The organism is Paenibacillus sp. 22594 (genome assembly GCF_052044425.1).
In the GTDB taxonomy this organism is placed as follows: Bacteria; Bacillota; Bacilli; order Paenibacillales; family Paenibacillaceae; genus Paenibacillus_AQ.
In genome coordinates, this window is the sequence record NZ_JBQENA010000007.1 from 58,387 (window position 1) to 79,087 (window position 20,701).

Here is a 20,701-nt window from a genome sequence, read left to right on the forward strand (position 1 = left end):
TAATAGCATTAGTAGTTGATAATGATTATCATTATTGAAATAAAGGAGACTGAACACCCATGAACGCAGCCACTACCCGGACGGCACTGAAGGTTGACGATTATCTGGATCTGCTCAATCTTGCTGTAAAAGTTGGAGATTTGAAATGGCAAAAAGAAATTAAATCCAGATTGCAATATATACTCTGCCTGCAAACCAGATAGCAGTTCTGCAGCTACGCCGCATCTCCTTGAGGGGATGCGGCTTTTTTGGTTCTTCGGGTGCGTATCCCAAGCAAACAGCCGTGGGATGTATAATGATATAGTATAATTATCAGCATAATATACAGTACACTAGACCACCTTCAGATCGGAGCGTGCCCCCTATGAAAAAATATGTTGTCTTGTTCCTGATGTTCAGCCTCCTATGGATGCCTAATGTGTATGCGGCGGGAATTCCTGCACAGGAGGGAATGGTTACCGATAAGGCCGGTCTGCTCACCAATCAGGAAGCGGCCGATATTGCAGCCATCGCTGCTGGTGACGACTATACCATTCGGGTGTTGACCGTGGATTCCTTGGACGGGGCCGAGGCTTCCGCCTATGCCACAGACGTATATGACTCTTGGGCTTTAAAGCCGAGAGATGTTCTCCTCCTTTTATCTGCCGCAGATACGCAGGTTGAACTAAATTTCCTGAACCCGGGTCTCCAGAGGGAGATTAACACCTGGTCCCAGGCCCATGGCGGGTCGGCAGGGACTGCGGCCATCCAGGGAATGCTGGATACGTACTTCATTCCTTTTGCGAGGGAAGGCGATTTTGCCGGGGGCATCCGCTCCATGATTATGGAGCTTCATTCCTTTGCTGGCACAGGTGGCGGTGCAGTTGCAGGCGGTGGCGGTTCCGGGTCCCCGGACAGCAGCGCGGCGGCGGGCGGTACCACGGACAGCGGGAACAGTGGCGGTTCCGGACGTGCGGAGAACGGCAGTTCCGGCCTTGGGCTACTCACACTAGCAGCGCTCGTCATTGGGATTGCACTGCTGGCAATAGTGCTGTATGTGCTGTTCACCGGTCTGCGCAGACGGGGACAGCTTGGCAGCCAGCAGGAGCAGTTGGCAGACCTGCTGGTACAGGCCAATCATGCCCTGGAATCCCTTCAGCCGTTCCAGGGCATTGTTCAGGGGAAGACCGGGGAAATGGTCGAGGGAATTTCCAAGAGGCTGTCTGCCAAGCTGGTTGAAATTTCGGCATTGCAAAGCTCTGGCCAAGGCCCTCTGCCCCCGTTCTACCGTTTGAAGGCGCTCAAAGAAGCCAGTACAGAGCTGCAGCAGGCCGAGGCGGCTTTCCGCTCGGCGCTGGAGGAAGAAGAGCAGCTTATAGCTGTAATCAGTGATGCCGACCGCAATGTCAAACAGCAGATTACAGAGCTGAAAAAGGATGCGCCTGAATTGAATGACCATCTACAGAGTGCAGTGAAGGAGACCGGCTATGGGCTGGAGGAAATCGCGGAGGATCTGAAGGAACTGGCCGAAGAAACTGCCAAAGCAGATGAGCTGGAGCTCTTCGACCCGATTGCAGCACAGGATATGACCGGGGAAGCCCAAGAACGGCAGGAACAAATCGAACAGGATCTGCAGGATGTGGATACTTATGACGATAAACTTAATGAATTCCCAGGGGTTGTGGCAGCTGCGCGCAGCAAAATCGCTGCACTGATCGAACAGAACTCCCTCCACAATATGAAGGTTAAGCCTTATGAAAGTCTTGACCAGGCCTCTGCAGCCGCAGCAACGCTTGAAGCGCCTCTGCGTATCGGAGACATGGATGAAGTACGCAGAATCGCTGCCCAAATGGACACCTTGCTTGGCGAAGCTGTTGCGATGACAGAACGCCAGGCACTGATCCGCCAGAATAACCTGAGGGATCTGGCTACGATTCGCGGCCGCTGGAGTGAGCTGACTCAGCGGCGCAATGAGCTGCAAGGCCAAATTGCTGAAGCCCGCAGCCGGTTTGCAGAGCGCCATCTAAGCCCACTTGCAGAAGTGCTTGAGACATCGGAAACACAGCTTCGCCAAGGTGCTGGCGAAGTGCCGCAGATTGAAACCTGGACCAGCGACCAGCGTGGGGAATACGAGAACGCCCGCAGCGGCCTGGACCGGCTGCTTCAGCTGCAAGAAGAAACCGTACAGAAGTTCGATCATATCAGCGAAAGTCTGGGCACATTGAATCAACGCTTGTCTGACATTACCCGGCTCTTCTCTGAGGGACAAGCCCAAGTGGACACGGCCCAGAACCGGCTGCAAAGCAAGGGGATCACTTCCAGAAGCCCTTTCCAGCTCTCCCTGCTGCCGGAGTATGCTGAACTGGAGCAGCGGCTGGCTGCCCGTCCTTACAACCTTGATGAGCTGGAAACCGCGGGACGCTCCTATGCGTCCCGGATTTCTGCCTTCGTAGAGGAAGCGAACCGGCTGGTACGCCAGAAAGAAGAAGAGGAGCGCCTGGCACAGCTGGCGATCCTGCGGGAACAGCAGCGCCGGGAGCAGGCGCGCAAGCGTGCCTCCTCATCCGGCGGCGGATTCGGTGGAGGACGCTCCTCCGGCGGCTCCTCCTGGGGAGGCGGCGGCCGTTCCTCCGGCGGCTCTTCCTGGGGCGGCGGGGGAGGCAAGTCCGGCAGAAACTCCTCCGGCGGCTCCAAATGGTAGACACATAGCTGACCTATTCAAAACGCCTCCGGCCCAATTTCTGGCCGGAGGCGTTTTTTTGCCGGAATGCAGTTGTTACCTTGGGATCTGTGCAAATAAGTGAAGGATCATTTAATGCGTGACATATAGATTCTTATATTTGGACTTGAACGGCAACTCATTGCTGCCGCATCTCTGCAATAAAGTGTTCAAAAGCCGGGGATAACTTGCGCTCCTTGCGGTATATGAGCTGAATGTAAAACTTCTCTTGCTTCCCGGTCAAGGGAATTCCGGTTAAAACGCCAGTGCTCAGTTCCTCCTCAATGGCATAGCGCGGCAAAAAGGCTATCCCCCACTGATGCCGCACCGCCTGCTTGATTCCCTCAAGGTTTCCGAATTCCATGTCTATACGCGGAGCAATGCCCGCTGCCTTGAGCTCCTGCAGCAACTGCTTGCGGTAAGTACATGTATCCTCCGTCAGCACTAACGGCTCGCCAGCCAGCTGATTGGAAGCAACCTCCATTTCTTTGGCAAGCCTATGCTCCGGATGGGTGACTACATACAATGGCTCTTGGCGCAGCGGCAGCGCGATAATCTCATCGGACACATACGTCACATCAAAGATCAGTCCGAAATCTGCTGATTTACCTTTGACCGCCGCAATAATCCCTTCCTCCGAGCCGGGCTGAACACGAAGCTGCACCTCGGGATACTGCAATCTATAGCGGTGCAACCGGTGTGGCAGGTAATAGGCCGCAAGGGTCTCTATGGCCCCGATATTCAGTACACCCCGGTCCCCGCCCGCAATCATTCCCTTGGCCTCTTCGCTGAGCGCCAGCATTTGCCGGGCATACGGCAGGAGATTATTCCCCGCAAAGGTCGGAATCATCCCCCGCCCCGAACGCTCGAGCAGGACCGCCCCGTACATCTCCTCAAGCTTGGCCACTTGCGCAGTTACGCTCGATTGGGCGTAGCCTAACTTCTCTGCTGCCCGCGTGTAACTTCCACTGGATACTACTTCACAAAAGGTCCGCAAATAGGTGAGTTCCATCGTAATTTCTCCCGAACTATCGAAAATTTCGATATTTATTATTAAGTACTATAGATAACTACAATTATAGATTCATTATACAATAAAGCCAGCACGATATCCCAGAGGAGGAATCTTAATGAACATTTCACCCAAATCACAGGTACTGGCTGTGCCCGCAGCCGACCCTACAGCAGCCCTGACTTATTTTACAGCTAAGGGCTCCTTTGAAACCGATGTGGCTGATGTGGCGTTTGATCTGCGTGAGGGCATCACCGGGTTTACGCTGGTGGATGTCCGCGACACCCGTTCCTATGAGGAAGCCCACCTGCCGGGAGCCGTTTCCTTACCTTCGGGCCGTCTTGCTAGCGGCTCCCCGGAGTTCTCCTCTGGAGAGGTCCTGGTGCTCTACTGCTGGGGCCCTGCCTGCAATGGAGCAAGCAAAGCCGCTGCCAGACTGGCTGCCCAGGGCTATCCGGTGAAAGAAATGCTCGGAGGTATCGAGTACTGGCGCAAAGAAGGCGGGGCACTGGAAGGCACGCTTAGGGAGAAAGCGCCGTTATACTATACGCCACAGGTATAAGTGCTCTATCCGTCCTATTTGGATGACAGCCTATTTATTGGCGGAAATGATTTAACAACAAACAAGCCCCTCCTCCACGGTTAGGCGGGAGCGGGCTTGCTTGGGGCTTAGGATGATGCTGATTCGTTGCAGCCGGTTTCGGCACACTACAGAGCCGTTGATACTGTGGCTGAATCTCTTTTATTAGTGCGTATCCTTAGACTCGTCATGCTGCTCATCCAGAAACGGCTTGTTCACATAATAATACATTACGCCCATCAGCACGCCACCTCCGATTAGATTCCCCAAAGTGACCGGCACCAGATTGTGGAGAACACCGCCCCAGGAGATCGTACCGGGATGATCCAGCACGAGTGCAATCGCAAACGTACACATATTGGCAATACTGTGCTCATAGCCGGAAATGAAGAAGCAGAAGACGAATAGAACCATGGCGAACATTTTGGCTCCATCGCTTTTCATAGACATGGGAACAAAAAAGGCCAGACATACCAGCCAGTTACAAAGAATTGCCCGGAAGAACAACTGCATCGTTGGGGCTTCCATCTTGTGGGCCACCACATTCAGCAGAAATCCATTCACACTGGAGTCATAGAACAACCCCGTCAAAAAAATCAGCAGCGCAAATGCTGTGGCCCCAAGAATATTGCCGATGTAGCTCATGACCCACATCCGCACAACCTCGGTCCACTGCATTTTGCGTCTTAAGGCGGCATACGTGTAATAAAAAGTGTCTCCGGTGAACAAATCGCCTCCGCCATACGAGATCAGAATGATGGCTGCGCCAAACGTAATCGCCGCCATCGGATACGTCATCGGCGAATGCTCCATATAGAAAAAGTTACCGGTCTTGAACGCTACGATGACACCGAATCCAATGAACATACTAGCCAGCATTGCCCTGGCGATATAACGGAAAATACTCTGCTTGTAAATCTTCTGTTTCTTCAGAGCCAACTTCTCTACCTGCAGCAGTGCCTCGTTCTCCATGTGACCTCCGCATTAGCTTCGTATTTTCAGCGATATGAGGTATAAGACAGCCTCTGGGTTATTATACCCAATAAACCGCTGGAAATCGCTTGAACCACGGAATATCTTAAATTTTTTGGATTCTAATCGGAGAACCCTAACACTGCTGCCTTAACTGTCATCGCCCGGATCATTCAACCTGACAATAGCCTCTGCTTTCTCACTGCTGGCTACGACGATAAGCACAAGTATCAAACACCCCAGAACCATCCGCTTATCCCCACTTCCTCCATATGCCGCCTCAGTGACAACTTATGTGGGGGAGTGAGAGATTATGATCGGGTTTCACTTCTAGATTAATCGGCCAAGCTTCCCATGTAATAGCTGATGGCTTTAAAATTCTTATCATAGAAAACGATAATGTAATCCTCAGACTTTCCATTCAAAGCTTGATTGTCTTCAAATAGCATCGGGTAGTAAGTATCGCTGAAATCGGTCGGATGATATGGATTCATCTGTTGTACCGCTTGCTCCGCAGTGAAGCTTTTTCCGGCGGCATTTAGAGCAGATCCAGTCGTGAATGAAAAATAGGCCGCTTCTGGGTGTGCCTTCAGATAATCCTTAAACGTAACATAATCCATTCGCAGGCTGTTGCCATATTCCCGCAGCAAGGATACGCCTTCCTTGACCTGAACGGCTGTGCCATCCCATACAGGCGTATTGGGAGACATGGTGATCCGCTGAGTAGCATAACGTGCGGGCTGAAGACTTTTATCGTAGAACACTACGGTTACGTAGTAATCGCCTTTTTTGTCCAGCTTCCGAAGGTAGGCCAAGTCCGCAAAGGGCTGGGTGCCGATTCCTTTTGAGCCTTTGATATCTGCCAAGGTAATTGGATTCTCCGTGAGATAGAAAGACATAAATGAAGTTTCACTTCTCAAGGTATAAGGATAATACTCGTTATATGCGAATATAGTTGTTCCGTTGAATTCCGGATTGTTTATCCGAATGTCGGAGTATATCAGCGAAAGACTGCTGCCCAGCGGACCCGCATGCCGCATCGTCTCCAGATCGCCTAGCGCCTTTTCCAGCTTATCTTTGTCAGTCTGGCTAATCTGCGCCTTCTGTGCATCACTCAGTGCGGAATACGCGTTCGAAGCCTTCAGGATGGAGTTCTCTGCTTGCAGCGCTATCGTCGAGTAGCCCTGAATTTCACTAATTCTTTCCTTGGCGGCTTCGACGGCCAGTTGGTCACTGAGATGAACCTTTCCTTCATAATAGCTGATAGCCTGCAAGGTCTTGTCGTAAAAGATAATAGTGTACTCCTGGTCAATGTTAGTTTTCAGATCCTTCAGCATCTCAACAGCCAACGGGATATCATCTACAGGCTGGGTATAATTATAAGCCTCTGTTACCCGGATGCGCTTTTGGTTATACAGTCTGAGCGAAAAAGAGAGCAGATCGCTCAATTCATGATTGGCGGCAACAGTGTCCACGTACTTTGGAGTAATAGTGTAATAAGCCGCCTCTTCATTCTGAGATAAAACATTCGAAACATCTACAATGTCGGAATATTTTGCGCTTCCGTCAATCATTTGCTTATCCCGCTCAATTGTTACGCCACTTGCAAGCTTTGTAATATTGGCCGCCGCGCTGGTAAGTGACGGGTGCAAATTCACCTTTTGGGTGCTGTAGCCGACTGCCCCATCCTTGCCCCTGAACACAACCGTCACATATTTGTCTCCGCCTGTTCCGACATAATCGCTGGGCACTGTCATTTTATAGATCGGATTGTATTGGTACGGACGTGTGGTCATAGTTAAGATAGCTCTTTTATTGTATAACTCCCAACGCAGATCCCTGTCATCAATGGGTGTGGAGGTAATATAGTAGGAGGCGTTGCCTGCGCTTTTGAGGATTGACTCAGGAATCGAACTAAAATCAAACTGCAAGTACACAGCATTCGTTACCGTAGCATCTGGAGAAGCAATAATATAGGTTTGAAGTATCGGGATCTCTTTAACCGGCGTTGTTGGCACTGGTGTGGCCGTTGATGCCGGAGTCGCGGTCGGAACTGGTGTCGCCGTTGGAGCTGGAGTTGGCGCTATAGTTACGATTGGTGCAGCCGTAGCTATTCCTCCTCCTCCACCGCCACCTCCGCCAATGATCACTGCCGGTGTTGGCGTTACAGAAGCCGTCGTAATAACTAAAGAATCCTTTTGCGGACCCTCTATGGTGAGCGGCTTAGTATTAAACGAAGAGCCTTTAGCCCCGTCATTAAGGATCGCTGTCTCCACTTGGCCGGTTCCGGTCACCTTGGTGAACGCATCAAGCACCGCTTTGGTTACCTTAGTACCACTCGCAATATCTACTGAGGCATTCCCCGCCGCAGCACCTATGCTGAGTGCTGCCACTGAACCTTTAGTCAGCTGCATGACGGCTTTGGCGTTAATATTTACAGTATCAAATGCTCCAGACAGAACAAAGGGACCGCTGGAAGTGAGGTCCTGATCAACCGTAACATTGGTGAACCCAGCACCTGTAACCCCGCTTTCCTCAAGCTTGGCGGAGGTCTGCACTGTTACCTGCTTCACACTGGTGGTGCCTTCGGATACTAACCGGACCGCTCCGCCCGCTTTGTTCACAACCACATCCCCCAGTTGGGAGTTAATGAAGTGAACAGAATCACCTCCCCCTCCCTTGACAGTAGTAGTGCCACGAACGGTTACATTCTTCAAGGTCACGTCTCCATTACCAATTCCGGCATCCAGCAGAAGATTACCCACAATTGTCACGTTCTGGAGTGTAACTCCGTCGGCGGAGATAACTACAGTCTCGGAAGTCCACCGGTTCTGTTCATCCTCTCCTCCATAAACACCCGCATGATCAAAAATTTCTGCGCCGCCGCTCACTTGAAGCATCGGCTCAATTAGAGTTACCGCTTCCGCCCGGGTCAACGGCTTCTTAGGTTTAAATGTCCCATCCGGGTACCCTTTCATTAGATCAGCGTTAATAAGCGCAGTGACACTGCCTGCGCTCCATGCCGCAACCTCTCCACGGTCACTGAAGCCCGCCAGAGCCTCTGCTTTATTTTGCGTTAATTCAAACTTCAACAACCTGCTTATAATAACCGCTGCCTCTTGGCGGGTAATCTGTGCATTCGGACGCGCCTTGTTGTTATAGCCCTGAACATAACCTGCCCCAACGGCCATAGCCACCTCTTTGTAGGCCCAACTGGTGGCACTAACATCAGAGAACGTTATTTTCGGAACTTCTTTCTTGTCGAATAAACTAGCAATCTCAAAAGAGCGGTTTACAATCGCCATAAACTCGGCTCTGGTTATGGATTGATCGGGTTTTACCGATCCATCTTCAAACCCATTCAGTAGGCCTTTGTCCAGCCATTTTTCAATCGTATTCTGCGCCCAGTGGCCTTCATAGTCCTTCACCGTTTCAGCCGCAGCAGCACCCATCGAGCTAAACAGCACGCCTATTCCTAGCGCACCCGTCAACAATCCGCGAAATATCCTGCCCATTTTCTGTCCCTCCCTGTTTTGTGTGTCCGTTATGTAGCCCTCAGCAAGCACAACTGGAAACATTACCATTTTATTCTATGCAAATATATCAGCCCATTGCAAATTACACAATTAATAGAAATAGAAGTATGCAATCAAGCACCAAAAAAGCCTGCCAAAAGCTGAGCAGGCTTGTCCAATTTATTTAAGTTTGATCCGCTGATAAAATCCTTAGTTCAAAAAGTTACTAAGCCCGCTGTCGGTATCCGCCTGCTTCAAGGCCTGCGGCTGTGAGCCTTCATTCAATCCGAGGCGGTTGTTCAGCTGCGTGTTGATGGTTGTCATTTTGGACGTATAATCCTGGCAGCTCTCAATGATCCGGCGGTTAGACTGTTCAGAGGTATCCAAAGCGCTCAACAGATCGCCAATAGCCTGATTAACGGCTTCGAGCGACATAGAGGGCTTGGAGAGCAGCTCTGTCGTTTTCTCCGTAGTGGTACGCAGCAGACGCGCGTTCTCCTTGAATTGATCTTCAATGGTCTTATTCGTCGCTTCCACCGCAGAGATGACATTCTCCTGATCGGCCAGGGACATGGCAATCATCGCCGAGACTGTGATCAGATTCGATGTCTTATCAATCGCGTTATTTACGGAATCGATCAGCTTATCATTGTTGTCGTTGATGATATCCGTAGCGGCAATCGCTTGGTTGTAAAGGAGAATCATTTCAGTCATGGACTGGATTCGGACCATAACCTTACGCAGCCCGCGTTCCAGATACGCCTTGCGGAACTCATTTTCGGGTTTGGCGATTTCAGCCTCGAACAGCTCCTTCAGCTTGTTGCCGAAGGCGATTTTGGTCTGCAGGTTGTAAATCTCCTCCATAGAGGTGCGTTTGAGCTGTCGCATATTGACGATGCTCTCTTCGAGCGTATCGCGTCCGTCACGCAAGCCGGTTATAATCGCGTCAATATTCGTGCGGACAGACTGATACTTGTATACATAATTCTTGAGCGGACTCTTACGGAGCATTTTGCCAAAAAAGCTGACGTTCTTGCTCTGCTGAAGCGTCTCGCACTCATTGCGCAGCTTCATAATCATATTCGGCACTTCTACCCGTTTGCCGGACATCAGATCATTCACCGGGCGGTCCAGCAGCTTCAGGGTCTGCCCCGCCTTCTCCTGCGTCTTCACTCCCAGCTTGCCGATATCATCCATTAAGGAATCCAGGGCAACGGTGTCTGTCTTGGCGACCTTCTCAATCAGTTGAGAGGCCTCTAGGGCAACCTTCTGCTCATCTTCTTTTTTGAGCTCAATTAACTGCGTGGACATGGGTTTCCCTCCTCCTATAATTCGGAACTGCTGTACCGCTGATGAATCAGTTCCGCCTTGGTCTGAAGTTCCATCAGGTCTTTATGCTCGATCGTCGAGGCGATATCCGAAATCTTGGTATCGACATCACGCAGACCGTTCAGCAGCATTCTCCGGTTTCTTGTTTTGGCTTCACCGCCCAAACGCAGAAACGGATTGATTACACCATTGAGGTCCTTCAGCACCAGCCTGCGGACGGTATGATTAATCTCCCCGTTGCCCAGTTCCTGCAGCAAAGGAATCACACGCTGCAGCCTGGCAAAGAGCGCCAGCGACTTCTCGACAATCTCATTGTCGAGCGTATCCTTCTGCCCTTCAGAAATAATCATATCCTCCAAAATGCTGAGATACTCCACCACCGGAGCGAATTCCGCTCCGATCTGAATCCCGGCTCTCTCCCGTCCGGCAAAGGCTTGTCCATCTGCAGCGGCAGAACCGCTTGAAGTACTGCCCGTCTCCAGGTTGCGAGCAGCGGGTGAAGGGGCTATCGCTTCTTCCCCTTCACGCTGTCCAGCGGGAAGAACCTCTGCCGGCAGATTGATCCGCTGTTTGCCGCCCATAATCGCGACGCCTGCACCGGCCACCGGCAGCAGCAGAGAGATCATCTCAGGTATAAAAGCACTCGTCAGCAAGGCAACAATATAGCCGGCACCGCCGTACAATAATACTTTCCCTTTTAATTGCATTGTTCTCACCTCTTGTGAGCAGCTTATGAACTGCCGCTCAGGTTCACGGCATCCGTAACTACGGACTCGCCGTTTATTCTCATGATCAGCGGCTGTTCCACATGGCTGGCCAGCACATTGCCGGCGAATTCCGCTGGTTGAACCTCGCCGCCCAGTGCGCTTTTGACCGCCAGGTAAGGGAAGTTAATTCCCGACAGGCAGGAGATATGCAGCCCTCCGGACATCCGGGGATTAATCTCAAGCAGCTTGGGAATCGTGCCGCTATATTTCATCTGGATATTGAAATTGAATGGAATCCGGTAAGACTCGGCCACCCTTGAAGCAATTTGCTCCAGCTCCGGAATATGCTCCATCAGCCGCAAGCGCCCGCCCGCCTTGCGGCGCGGCACCGCCGCAAGCAGTCTTCCATTCTCGTCGGCCAGACAATCTATGCTGTACTCCAAGCCTTCAAGAAGCTCCATCACCATCAGATTCGGAAAAGAATCCACACTGGAGAGTATCCGGTGTGCATCTTCAAAAGATATGTAAGGCGTGACATGGCCAAAAAGTTCCTGCAAAGGATTGCGGGTATTATTAATGATGCGGAAGCCAAGCCCGCCTTCGGTTTCAGTCGGCTTGAAGCAAACCTGATGCCCTTTGGCTGCAAGATCCTCGTAGGCGGCCTGGAATTGCTCCGCTGTGCTAACCACATGGTAATCCGGAATCGTCATGATTCCGGTCTCTTTGACACTCTCATAAAACTTGCCCTTGTCCATAATCTTCTCCAGCAGGTCCAGATCACGGCAGACAAGCACTTTGGTGCCTATGGCATCGAACATAGATGCGTGTAAGGCAATGTCCAGCATATGCAGCCGCGGAATAAAAATATCGATCTCATTACTGCGGCAGAAATCCACACAGAACTGCACATATTCGATCCCTTCCAGTTCGGGCTCCGGTCCGGCAACATCAGCGCCTTGCAGTGACATATGCCGGATATCGGGATGAGTGGCGAAGATTTGAACAGGGATGCCATCCTCATTGTTGCGGATGAGGTTCATATAATGAAAAGCCACGGAAAACCACCGGTTAAAATAAATGTTTACCTTTTTCATTATGGCCCAACTCCTAGTGCTGTCAAATTGTTGTACAGCCTCTGTACGTACTCCATAATCTCATCCCCGGCAAATACACCGGCCTTCTTCGTAAAGGGATATTCTAATTTTACTAGACCTGCCTGCTGCTCGGCAAATATTTCTCCATGGCAAGGGGCTATCGCGTAATCAGCGATCGCAAGCAGGCTTTTGTCCAGCAGGGAATCGCCTGAAGCAACCATGGGCTCAGAATGAACGGTACGCCGCACATGGATGATTGCATCGCTTTTGTTGACTGCCCCAGGGACTACGTACAGCTTACGGCCCTGCAGCGAAACCTTCCAGCCCATGCCATCCAAATGCTCCGCGAGCCTTGTGATTTCATCCAAGGGCAGCAAATCACGATGAACCACAAAGGTGTAAAACAGCTCGTCACAATACCGCTCACTGATAATCCATTCTGCCCGGACCACAGACCGTACAAGCCTTCTGGCTTCCTCAGCCGCTGCTGACTCCTGTTCCACCAGCTTGCCTATCGTTGCCCGCCACTCTTGATCCAGAACCCCGTTCACCAGAATGTTTCCGCCATTACTGGTTATCGCGTAATCGGGAATGACCGTGTCCTGGAACAGGTTAATCCGTCTGTACTGTGCCACCGTCCGTGTAGTTACAGGCATAAAAGTTATTTTGGCTGAAAGCTCCTTAAGCAGCTCCAGGGCATGCTGCGAAATATAGGATGCCGTCCTCCCGTCGATCACCTCAGCCGGAACAAGGCCTGGAGAATCCTCGGGAATGCCAATCGCACTGGAGGAGTAGATCAGGGTGCGGTCCAGATCGCTGGCATAGATCATTCGCTCTCCCCTTTCAGCGGCTTGATAATCCCGCAACAGGAATAAGTAAGGCCGGGGAAAACCTCGACCGGAACGCCGCGATCCTCCGCCAGCAGCAGAATATGACGCAGATTCGGGTTGTCCATAGTATCGACAAGAATTTTCCACGGTACTCTGCGCAGCAGCACGCGGGTAGTCTCGCCAACCCCTGGCTTCACCAGATTAATATCCGCTATGCCGAAGGTTTCCTGAATACTCTGGATATCCCTCAGCCCCTGCCAGGAAATCTCAGGAGGAGAAGCCAGCATGCCTGCTGCAATGGCCCGGGCTTCCCCTATCACAGAAGGATAATAGGGTGTAATCGCCTCAATGAACACATTCGAGAGGTCAGTCTCCAGCCACTCCTTATAAAACTTGGCACCATGGAATTCCTCTGGTCCAATGAGGTCGTCACGCAGAACCGTACGGCTCATCAGCCCTGACACCGTAGAGTTCAGACACGCACTCGGAACCAGATAGTCCTCACGGGTCCCAAAAGTTCCCGAACAATGCCCCGGATCGGCAAGCACTGCCAGATCATCGCTAAGAATAATTCCATATTTCTTATACATGCTGCTGCAAGCCTCTATTAATACCCGGTGGATGGCACCTTTGCCGGTCCAGCCGTCAATAAACTGCAGCTTCGCATCCGTTCCGTGCTGTTGCAGTATATAGAGAATGGCATTCTCATCAATGCCTTTGCCCCGTATAATCGAAATGCTGTAATGAGGCAGCTCCACCCCGTAACACTCAGCGATATAGCGTTTAATCAACACTCCAATGGGTGTGCCCGCTCTCGCCAGGGACACCAGCACGGTACCCTCAGTCCCCCGCTGAGCCACAATCATTTCGGAGACAATAGCGACTTCCAGCGCTACCTTCTCCGCCGATTGCTGAAGCGTCTCATGGAACAGTTCAATATACTGGGCTGTCGGCTGATATTCAACCGGGAGCATTTCAGAATAATGTACACCGGACTGGATCGCCTTTTCCCGTTCAGCGGTCGGGCGCTCCAATGACACATTGCTGAGATCCTTAAGCAGGAATGTAACATCGGACGGGGGATAACTGCCCAACGGTACGGGCGGTGCGATTCTTCTATTCATGAGCTCATCAAGTTCTGTTCCCTTCATCCAACCAAACCTCCCTCTTCCGTATCTGGGGCAAGTATGATCAGATGCACCTTGTTCCCTGCCAGCCGCTTCAGAATATCCGTCATCGGTTCAATCCTCCGGCGGGGCACATCACGCTCAAGAAGCACAAAAATATCATCATACCGGCCCGGATCCACATTATAAATATAATTCGAAATTCCGGGATCGCCAGCCGAAGGATACGCCGCTGCACTGTGTACACCATAATCCGGACGCCGGTCGGGATGAATCGGGCTGCGGGTGGAGGATTGATACTTGACCCCTTCACCCATCTCCGCTGCAATCCTCATAGGCAGATACATGAACTCACCAACGCCAAGTACAAGCGCAGTTGCCCCTTCACGCAGGGCGCGAAGCTGTGACGCTACCCGTGCTGCCCCTTGATCCAGCTGCCTGTTATCCTGCGATTCCACTCCAAAACGGCCACTCTGACTCAGATAGGGTGAAGCGTTGATTTCTCCTAAAGAATCCGTTGAGGTCACATTCAGCCGTTCCAGACCATCCTGTACATACGTGATAATCACAGGGGCTTCAGTGGCAGCGGAAGTGTGGGAACCCGATTCCACCAAGTTCAGCTGAGGTGTGCCTGTGACTTCAATCGTTCCCTGCAGCAAACTTAACGCCCGAATGCGGATGCCTAGCTCCTGCTCCAGATTACGGTAAGCCTGAATATTGGAGTCGCTGCGCCAATCGAGCAGTGAAGCAACCACATATTCCTTGCGCGGAAACTTGGACTGGATATCACGGATGGTATTGATCGCTGTATTGCCGGTAGTAATTTCATCGTCCACCAGCACAATCGGTTCTTCCCCGGACAGCAGCTCAGCATTCAGGGCATAGCATAAATGATCAACCGCATGAGAATGTTCTTCCTCAAAGCTGACCACCGATGCAAGCTGCGGAATGTCTTCTCGGGTAGTATGAATATATGATGCACCCGCAGCAAACATGTTGTACATACTATGACCCAGGGCCGTTGCCGTTTCAGCAAAGCCGATGAATAAAACACGCTCAGGAAGAACCAGCCGTGCTTCGAGCAGATCATGATAAGCCGCCTCCGCATGCTCGGGATGAATCAGTCCTTGAACCGCTTGATCCAGAAGTTTGTCCATCATCAAGCCATCCGCAGCTTCTCCGCTCATCTCCCGATAGAGCAGCAATGCCAACGCAGCTCCGCTGAGCAGCGGGGTATATGGATTGACTGGGATGTGCTTGCCGAGCACCTTGCTGACAAAGAGGAACGATCGTTTTTTATTGATGCGGGCTGCCATGGAGAACAAAGTTTCAACGGGCATATGAAAAGGATTGGAGGTTTCAGTGACCTTAACCTGCAGGTTTTCGACGATATTAAACGTGTGTGTATTCGTTCTCGGGCAATAATCCGACAAAATGCTGTTGTTCATGTAACACCCCGTATATTTGAGATCGTAGTAAGATACGTTTTGCCCAGTTCAAATGCGGCTTAATTTCATTCATCTTGTTGTAGTATTCGCTTTTGAACACACCACGGCTGCCATCATTGCTCTCCACAATACTCAGGGCATCCACATACTCCTCATGCATGACGGTATACATAGCCTGTACAGGTCTAAGGTGGGAGGGGTGAATGATCGTTTTGCCGACGATTCCGTTTTCCTTATCCAAAAGCACTTCACGGAAAAGCCCATCCACCGACCTGGTAATATAGGATTCACGGATTTCGCGGCCCTGTTTGCCATAGGTATCTTCAAAAGGAGTCTGCCTAAGCTGAGGACGTAATACCCGGTGTTCCTTATTCCCGAAGTATTCCCACACAGGTCCGGAGATCACGTAACCTTCCTCCACCCGGCCGAACACATTGATAATATCCGAGATGCAGTCGCGGATTGGTGTCAAATCATAAATGCTGATATCCGGACTGCGCCGCAGCCCGAACAGGCTGGAGAAATCCGTCGCCCCAATGCGGACATTCAGCACATAGTCACGGTATTCTCCCAATAAAGCGCGGATTCCAAGCAGGGTATCCAGCCGGCTTTCCCGGTAAATAACCGGTGCACTCTCCAGGATCGGCATTCCGTACAGTACAGGCGCCGAATAGCTGCGGGAGCTGTTATAATCGGCGATCGCTTCGAAATATTCCACACCGTTCTCTAAAGTGAATTTCGGGAAAACAAAGCCGGTCACCATGGTAATCAATGTGCCCAGCCGGAAAATCAGCTGCTGCAGCTGCTCCGGATTGCGTACACGGATGAACAGCAGTGGAAGACTGTTCCGTAAATCAGGCTCATTGTCGGCGTACGCGGACAAGAAGGCAAGATGTCTTACGACAGACTCCTCGGCAAAATCAACCTCACCGTCGCCAATCGCATCCTCCAGATCCATAATCACCGTTACCAAACCTGAAGCCTTGAGCTTCAAAATATCTTCAGCGACACTGGAACGGGTAGCGGGCATATACAGGGCAGCTCCAACGGCGTAAGCCAGGAGCTCCTTGGGGGTAGATGAGTCAAACTTAACAGGCGGAGAATAGAATAAGGACATTTCTTGCTCTTTGGTCAGGTAATCGAAGTATCTCAAGGCCTTTCCCCCTTATTGGTTCACGAAGAAGCGCTCAAACAACAAATAACCTCTCCTTATAAAGAGCAGTAGAACCGGCTGTGCCGTCCTCTCGGGGACGGCATCCGGCTTTCTCAAATACAAGCAAAGGGCCATGCTATAACCTATACGATTACCCGGCAGATGAGGGAGGTGCACCTTCCCTGCGCACTCCCATCTCCTATAGAACACTGACAAACTTCTTTTACTTCCACATGATTAGGCCTTGCGGTTGGCTTCTCTTTTCTTCTTGCCGGAGCTGTACAAGATCGTTCCCACGAACACTGCGATCAGGATGGTGAAGAACACCACATGTGGCATTTCATAGCCAATAGCTCCCGCCAGCATCTTGCCGGCAATAATAGCAATGAGCAGAAACGCCGTTTGCTCCAGTTCAGGGAATCTGGCAATCAGCTTCAGGAACAGCTGCGCCACTCCGCGCATCATCAACACGCCGAGGATACCACCCAGGAAGAGCACCCAGACTTTATTGCTAAGACCAAATGCAGCAATGACACTATCGATGCTGAACGCAATATCCATTAATTCAACCAGGAGTACAGTCTTCCAGAAAGAGGTGCCTCTGTTCTTCGTCTCACCCTCCTCGCCACCGCCTTTAAATAATCCTTTGTAGGCAATATAGAAGAGGTACAGCGCGCCTGCAACCTTAACCTCCCAGAATCCAATTAGATAGGTTCCGAGGCCAATGGCCAGGAATCTGAATAGATAAGCTCCCAGAATCCCGTAGAACAACGCCTTCTTCTGCTGCTCTTTCGGTAAATGCTTGACCATAACTGCAAGCACGAGCGCATTATCAGCGGAGAGCAGGCCTTCCAGCAGCACCAAACTCCCGATGATCCCCCAGCTTACAGGGTCAGAGAGCGTGCCTACAATATCGCTCCACGAGAAGAAATGCCCATAGTTATCACTAATACTCCTAAAAAAATCACTGAACCAGTCCATTCCCTTATGCCTCCGGTAAAATAGTTTATTTGCTGCCCGCTACCCATTGCAGCCCCCATCCATATGCCTGGTCCATCTCACGGTGCCCGCTGAAATATTGTACGAGCCTTTCAATACTGAATGTTTCATTCCCCACATTCCGAATCATGGCTATGGCACACATTCCCTTACGGTTGTTATGCTCGTCCAAGTTAACGATAATATCCGGCCCTTCACCCTGTTTGATGGTAACTACACCATCTGCTTCAGACCAATGGGTAACTCCCTTGTAGATAAAAGCAAAAATCAAGATCCGTTCGATCTCTGCAACCTTACTTCCGTTTATACGCAAGTTTTCTCCTGAGGTTACGGAGCCTGTCCGGTCATCCCCATCCAGCATGACAAAGGGAGGCTGCTGAAGATGTCCAAAAGCATTGCCAAGCGCCTGAACAACGCCCTTGCGGCCATTCTTCAGTTCATAGAGACAGGCAAGATCCAGATCTACGCCGCCCTTGCGGCTGAACAGCCCGCCGCCCTGCTTCTGATTCCAGTTAAGGTTAACCAGAACCTCTCCCAGACCGGAGGCCGATTTCTTCAAGTTGATGGAATCTCCCTTTTTCTTCAGCTCAATCTTCTTCAGATTAAGATTCAGCGGCGGAGAAGGAGGTGCTTCCCGCCGCTGTGAAGGCGGTTGAGATACAGCCGGCGGCCGGACAACCGGAATCTCCGGCGCTGGCGGCACGGGTATCCCTTGCGTGTCCGGTTTTGGAGGGGCCGGCGGCGGTTCTTCAGATACTTCAATACCATAGTTGCTGCAAAGCGCCTGCAGCCCCCCGTCAAAACCCGCCACAATGGCGCTGAATTTCCATTCATCGCTGTATCTATATAATTCTCCTACCACAACAGCCGTTTCTACGGAGAAATGATTTCCAAGATTACATCGCAGGATCTCCGAGCCCGTCGTCCGGTCCAGAATCCGGCAATGCGCTTCACTCATTTGCCCGAACATCTGCTTGCGGTTTTCGCCGTCATAGAGTGTAAGCGTAAATGCGATTTTCATGATGCCTGGCGGAATCTTGCCGAGTTCCACCTCGAAATGCTTGCAGCCTCCTGAGGCCTGGCCCGGCACGTCCTTATAGCGGATATACGATGTAGCCGGATTATTATAAAAGATAAGGTCGTCGTCCCCGCGCACCTTGCCTTGAGAGTCCAGGAGGAATGCTGAGGCGTCAATTTCCATTGAAGAAGGGGCTTGCCAGGTGATCTCTACTACCATTTGATCGAGCCCCGGGTTGCCTTTGGTCAGATCTGCTTTCTGCCCTTTCACCACTTGAATGCTCATTCTTACGCCACCTTTATGAATGGAGAAGAGTATAAAAAGGGCAGGATCGCTAATGATCCCGCCTTTGAAGCTTCTATTGCGCGTCCAGTCCGTAGTTCCTGCACAAGGCACTAAGGCCGCCGGCAAAACCGCTTCCCACCGCCTGGAACTTCCAATCCGCCCCGTGGCGGTAGAATTCACAGAACACAACGGCGGTTTCTGTTGAGAAATCCTCGCCCAGATCGAAACGCAGAATCTCACGGTCACTGGAGGCATCCACGACGCGCACAAATGCGTTGGAGACTTGTCCAAAGTTCTGGACCCTTGCTTCATAATCATAAATAGTTACCGTAATCCCGATACGCTCAATATTGGCGGGAACTTTGCTGAAATCAACCAGGATCTGTTCGTCATCCCCGTCGCCCTCCCCTGTACGGTTATCTCCCGTATGGGTTACAGAGCCGGTACCGCCGGAAGGATTGTTGTAGAAAACAAAATCATCCTCGCCTTTGGCTTTACCGTCCTCATGGAGGAGAAAGGCTGAGGCATCAAGGTCAAAATCCTTACCGCCGCTATATTTGTTCGTATCCCAGCCGAGTCCCACAACTACCTTCGTCAGACCCGGATTGGTCTTGGTAAGATCAATCCGCTGTCCTTTGGAAAGACTGATCGTCACTGGCAATAACCTTCTTTCGTGAATAATTTCATTTACGGAAGCAGTAATTTATTGCAGACCGTAATCGCGGGTCAAACCAGCAAGACCGTCCTTATAACCGCTTCCGATAGCATTAAATTTCCATTCAGCACCGTTGCGGTACAATTCGCCTACAACTACGCCTGTTTCAACTGAGAAATCTTCTCCCAGGTCAAAACGGATCAATTCTTCGCTGTTGGCATCATTTACGATACGCACGTACGAGCGGGAAACCTGACCAAAATTCTGACTTCTGCTCTCAGCTTCGTAGATAGTAATGGTAAATGCCACTTTATCTACGTCTGCCGGAATATTCAGCAGGTCCACCTGAATCTGCTCATCGTCTCCGTCGCCTTCACCTGTACGGTTGTCACCAGTGTGTACAACGGAAGCATTCTCGTTCTGTCTGTTATTGAAGAAGATGAAATTGGTCTCTTTATCCACTTTGCCGCTGGCATTCGTCAAAAAGACGGAAACGTCCAAGTCGAAATCTTTACCGCCGTCGTATTTATTGGTGTCCCAGCCGAGACCGACTGTGATTTTGGACAAACCCGGGTTCGTTTTGGTCAAATCAATCTTTTGACCCTTGGATAAATTAATCGCCATGAATAGAAACCTCTTTTCTTAGATTGGAATTAGATGTAACGCTCAGCCAATTGGTTGATATGTGCTGCGTGTGCTCCCTCACCGATAGCTGCGAATTTCCATTCCTCGCCATGCCGGTAGAGCTCTCCGCAGATCAGTGCAGTAAAACCTGTGTAATTGTCCGTCAAGTTGAACTTAATCAGTTCGGCATTACCTGTGGCATTAATAACCCGGATATATGCCGATTTAATCATCCCGAAATCCTGCTTGCGGTTCACCGCATCATAGATGTTGACTACGACCAGAACCTTGTGCACATCGGCAGGAATTGCCTTCAGGTTCACCTTGATCTGCTCGTCGTCTCCGTCACCCTCACCTGTCAGGTTATCCCCGGAGTGAACAACGGAGCTGTTCGGATTCTGCTTGTTGTGAAAGCAGACCAGATTCAGCTTGTTGGTCAGCTTGCCATTCTCGTTCAGGAGCAGCGCCGAGGCATCGCAGTCCACGTTCGCCTGCTTCTTGACGCCGAAGAATCCGCGTGCCGGCTCAGCCGGGTCCCAACCAAGTCCTACGATAACACCGGAGAGTCCGGCATTCCCTTTTGTTAAATCAATCTTTTGACCTTTTACCAGATTAATACCAGCCAAATTTACGTACCTCCGTTTCAGAAAGAATC

Annotated in this window: 18 protein-coding genes; 3 read left to right on the plus strand and 15 right to left on the minus strand. The window is 51.0% G+C overall.

What is annotated here, in order from left to right; genetic code table 11:
* Positions 1–59 precede the first annotated feature (59 nt).
* Both ACTJKB_RS21425 and ACTJKB_RS21430 read left to right on the plus strand, forming a co-directional pair.
* A complete protein-coding gene (locus ACTJKB_RS21425) occupies positions 60–203 on the plus strand; it encodes a hypothetical protein (RefSeq protein ID WP_167330798.1) in 144 nt (47 codons plus the stop codon).
* Between the two features lie 161 nt (positions 204–364).
* The gene (locus tag ACTJKB_RS21430; protein ID WP_440836405.1) at positions 365–2,680 is read left to right on the plus strand and encodes a TPM domain-containing protein; all 2,316 of its coding nucleotides are present in this window, start codon (positions 365–367) and stop codon (positions 2,678–2,680) included.
* 157 nt (positions 2,681–2,837) lie between these two features.
* On the opposite strand, the gene ACTJKB_RS21435 is transcribed toward ACTJKB_RS21430, so the two are convergent.
* Positions 2,838–3,710, minus strand: coding sequence for a LysR family transcriptional regulator (locus tag ACTJKB_RS21435; RefSeq protein ID WP_440836406.1), 873 nt, complete (start codon positions 3,708–3,710; stop codon positions 2,838–2,840).
* Positions 3,711–3,828: 118 nt separating this feature from the next.
* On the opposite strand from ACTJKB_RS21435, the gene ACTJKB_RS21440 reads away from it, so the two are divergent.
* Positions 3,829–4,272 carry a rhodanese-like domain-containing protein gene (locus ACTJKB_RS21440; protein WP_440836407.1) on the plus strand — a complete coding sequence of 148 codons (444 nt, stop codon included), beginning with the start codon at positions 3,829–3,831 and terminating at the stop codon, positions 4,270–4,272.
* 183 nt (positions 4,273–4,455) lie between these two features.
* Here the strand turns inward: ACTJKB_RS21440 and ACTJKB_RS21445 are convergent, their stop codons facing one another.
* The 14 genes from ACTJKB_RS21445 to ACTJKB_RS21510 form a co-directional block, all read right to left on the minus strand.
* Positions 4,456–5,262 carry a formate/nitrite transporter family protein gene (locus ACTJKB_RS21445; protein ID WP_440836408.1) on the minus strand — a complete coding sequence of 269 codons (807 nt, stop codon included), beginning with the start codon at positions 5,260–5,262 and terminating at the stop codon, positions 4,456–4,458.
* Between the two features lie 335 nt (positions 5,263–5,597).
* Positions 5,598–8,777 (minus strand): S-layer homology domain-containing protein, encoded by a 3,180-nt coding sequence (locus ACTJKB_RS21450; RefSeq protein WP_440836409.1) that lies wholly within the window; start codon positions 8,775–8,777, stop codon positions 5,598–5,600.
* 210 nt (positions 8,778–8,987) lie between these two features.
* Complete coding sequence (locus ACTJKB_RS21455; RefSeq protein ID WP_074113937.1) at positions 8,988–10,088, minus strand: toxic anion resistance protein; 1,101 nt, start codon at positions 10,086–10,088, stop codon at positions 8,988–8,990.
* A 14-nt stretch (positions 10,089–10,102) separates the two neighbouring features.
* The gene (locus ACTJKB_RS21460) at positions 10,103–10,813 is read right to left on the minus strand and encodes a hypothetical protein (protein ID WP_440836410.1); all 711 of its coding nucleotides are present in this window, start codon (positions 10,811–10,813) and stop codon (positions 10,103–10,105) included.
* Between the two features lie 23 nt (positions 10,814–10,836).
* Entirely contained in the window at positions 10,837–11,907 is a 1,071-nt protein-coding gene (locus tag ACTJKB_RS21465; RefSeq protein ID WP_440836411.1) for an ATP-grasp domain-containing protein, read from the minus strand.
* Positions 11,907–12,737 (minus strand): HAD family hydrolase, encoded by an 831-nt coding sequence (locus ACTJKB_RS21470; RefSeq protein ID WP_440836412.1) that lies wholly within the window; start codon positions 12,735–12,737, stop codon positions 11,907–11,909. Before ACTJKB_RS21470 ends, ACTJKB_RS21465 begins: the two co-directional genes overlap by 1 nt.
* Positions 12,734–13,888: a cysteine protease StiP family protein gene (locus ACTJKB_RS21475; protein WP_440836413.1), complete on the minus strand. Its 1,155-nt coding sequence runs from the start codon at positions 13,886–13,888 to the stop codon at positions 12,734–12,736. The genes ACTJKB_RS21470 and ACTJKB_RS21475 overlap by 4 nt, the downstream gene beginning before the upstream one ends.
* Positions 13,885–15,180 carry a phosphoribosyltransferase family protein gene (locus ACTJKB_RS21480; RefSeq protein ID WP_440836662.1) on the minus strand — a complete coding sequence of 432 codons (1,296 nt, stop codon included), beginning with the start codon at positions 15,178–15,180 and terminating at the stop codon, positions 13,885–13,887. The genes ACTJKB_RS21475 and ACTJKB_RS21480 overlap by 4 nt, the downstream gene beginning before the upstream one ends.
* Before the next feature lie 76 nt (positions 15,181–15,256).
* Positions 15,257–16,465, minus strand: coding sequence for an HpcH/HpaI aldolase/citrate lyase family protein (locus ACTJKB_RS21485; RefSeq protein WP_440836414.1), 1,209 nt, complete (start codon positions 16,463–16,465; stop codon positions 15,257–15,259).
* Positions 16,466–16,702: 237 nt separating this feature from the next.
* Complete coding sequence (locus tag ACTJKB_RS21490) at positions 16,703–17,446, minus strand: TerC family protein (RefSeq protein ID WP_440836415.1); 744 nt, start codon at positions 17,444–17,446, stop codon at positions 16,703–16,705.
* Positions 17,447–17,471: 25 nt separating this feature from the next.
* On the minus strand, positions 17,472–18,767 hold the full coding sequence (locus ACTJKB_RS21495) for a TerD family protein (RefSeq protein ID WP_440836416.1): 1,296 nt from the start codon (positions 18,765–18,767) through the stop codon (positions 17,472–17,474).
* Between the two features lie 73 nt (positions 18,768–18,840).
* Complete coding sequence (locus ACTJKB_RS21500; protein ID WP_074086630.1) at positions 18,841–19,422, minus strand: TerD family protein; 582 nt, start codon at positions 19,420–19,422, stop codon at positions 18,841–18,843.
* Between the two features lie 48 nt (positions 19,423–19,470).
* The gene (locus ACTJKB_RS21505; protein WP_440836417.1) at positions 19,471–20,046 is read right to left on the minus strand and encodes a TerD family protein; all 576 of its coding nucleotides are present in this window, start codon (positions 20,044–20,046) and stop codon (positions 19,471–19,473) included.
* A gap of 29 nt (positions 20,047–20,075) precedes the next feature.
* The gene (locus ACTJKB_RS21510) at positions 20,076–20,672 is read right to left on the minus strand and encodes a TerD family protein (protein WP_440836418.1); all 597 of its coding nucleotides are present in this window, start codon (positions 20,670–20,672) and stop codon (positions 20,076–20,078) included.
* Positions 20,673–20,701 lie beyond the last annotated feature (29 nt).

Bases quoted from the DNA above. Each gene is read 5' to 3' on its own strand.
- ACTJKB_RS21425 (WP_167330798.1), top strand. From the start codon at position 60: ATGAACGCAGCCACTACCCGGACGGCACTGAAGGTTGACGATTATCTG.
- ACTJKB_RS21430 (WP_440836405.1), top strand. From the start codon at position 365: ATGAAAAAATATGTTGTCTTGTTCCTGATGTTCAGCCTCCTATGGATG.
- ACTJKB_RS21435 (WP_440836406.1), bottom strand. From the start codon at position 3,710: ATGGAACTCACCTATTTGCGGACCTTTTGTGAAGTAGTATCCAGTGGA.
- ACTJKB_RS21440 (WP_440836407.1), top strand. From the start codon at position 3,829: ATGAACATTTCACCCAAATCACAGGTACTGGCTGTGCCCGCAGCCGAC.
- ACTJKB_RS21445 (WP_440836408.1), bottom strand. From the start codon at position 5,262: ATGGAGAACGAGGCACTGCTGCAGGTAGAGAAGTTGGCTCTGAAGAAA.
- ACTJKB_RS21450 (WP_440836409.1), bottom strand. From the start codon at position 8,777: ATGGGCAGGATATTTCGCGGATTGTTGACGGGTGCGCTAGGAATAGGC.
- ACTJKB_RS21455 (WP_074113937.1), bottom strand. From the start codon at position 10,088: ATGTCCACGCAGTTAATTGAGCTCAAAAAAGAAGATGAGCAGAAGGTT.
- ACTJKB_RS21460 (WP_440836410.1), bottom strand. From the start codon at position 10,813: ATGCAATTAAAAGGGAAAGTATTATTGTACGGCGGTGCCGGCTATATT.
- ACTJKB_RS21465 (WP_440836411.1), bottom strand. From the start codon at position 11,907: ATGAAAAAGGTAAACATTTATTTTAACCGGTGGTTTTCCGTGGCTTTT.
- ACTJKB_RS21470 (WP_440836412.1), bottom strand. From the start codon at position 12,737: ATGATCTATGCCAGCGATCTGGACCGCACCCTGATCTACTCCTCCAGT.
- ACTJKB_RS21475 (WP_440836413.1), bottom strand. From the start codon at position 13,888: ATGAAGGGAACAGAACTTGATGAGCTCATGAATAGAAGAATCGCACCG.
- ACTJKB_RS21480 (WP_440836662.1), bottom strand. From the start codon at position 15,180: ATGGCAGCCCGCATCAATAAAAAACGATCGTTCCTCTTTGTCAGCAAG.
- ACTJKB_RS21490 (WP_440836415.1), bottom strand. From the start codon at position 17,446: ATGGACTGGTTCAGTGATTTTTTTAGGAGTATTAGTGATAACTATGGG.
- ACTJKB_RS21495 (WP_440836416.1), bottom strand. From the start codon at position 18,767: ATGAGCATTCAAGTGGTGAAAGGGCAGAAAGCAGATCTGACCAAAGGC.
- ACTJKB_RS21505 (WP_440836417.1), bottom strand. From the start codon at position 20,046: ATGGCGATTAATTTATCCAAGGGTCAAAAGATTGATTTGACCAAAACG.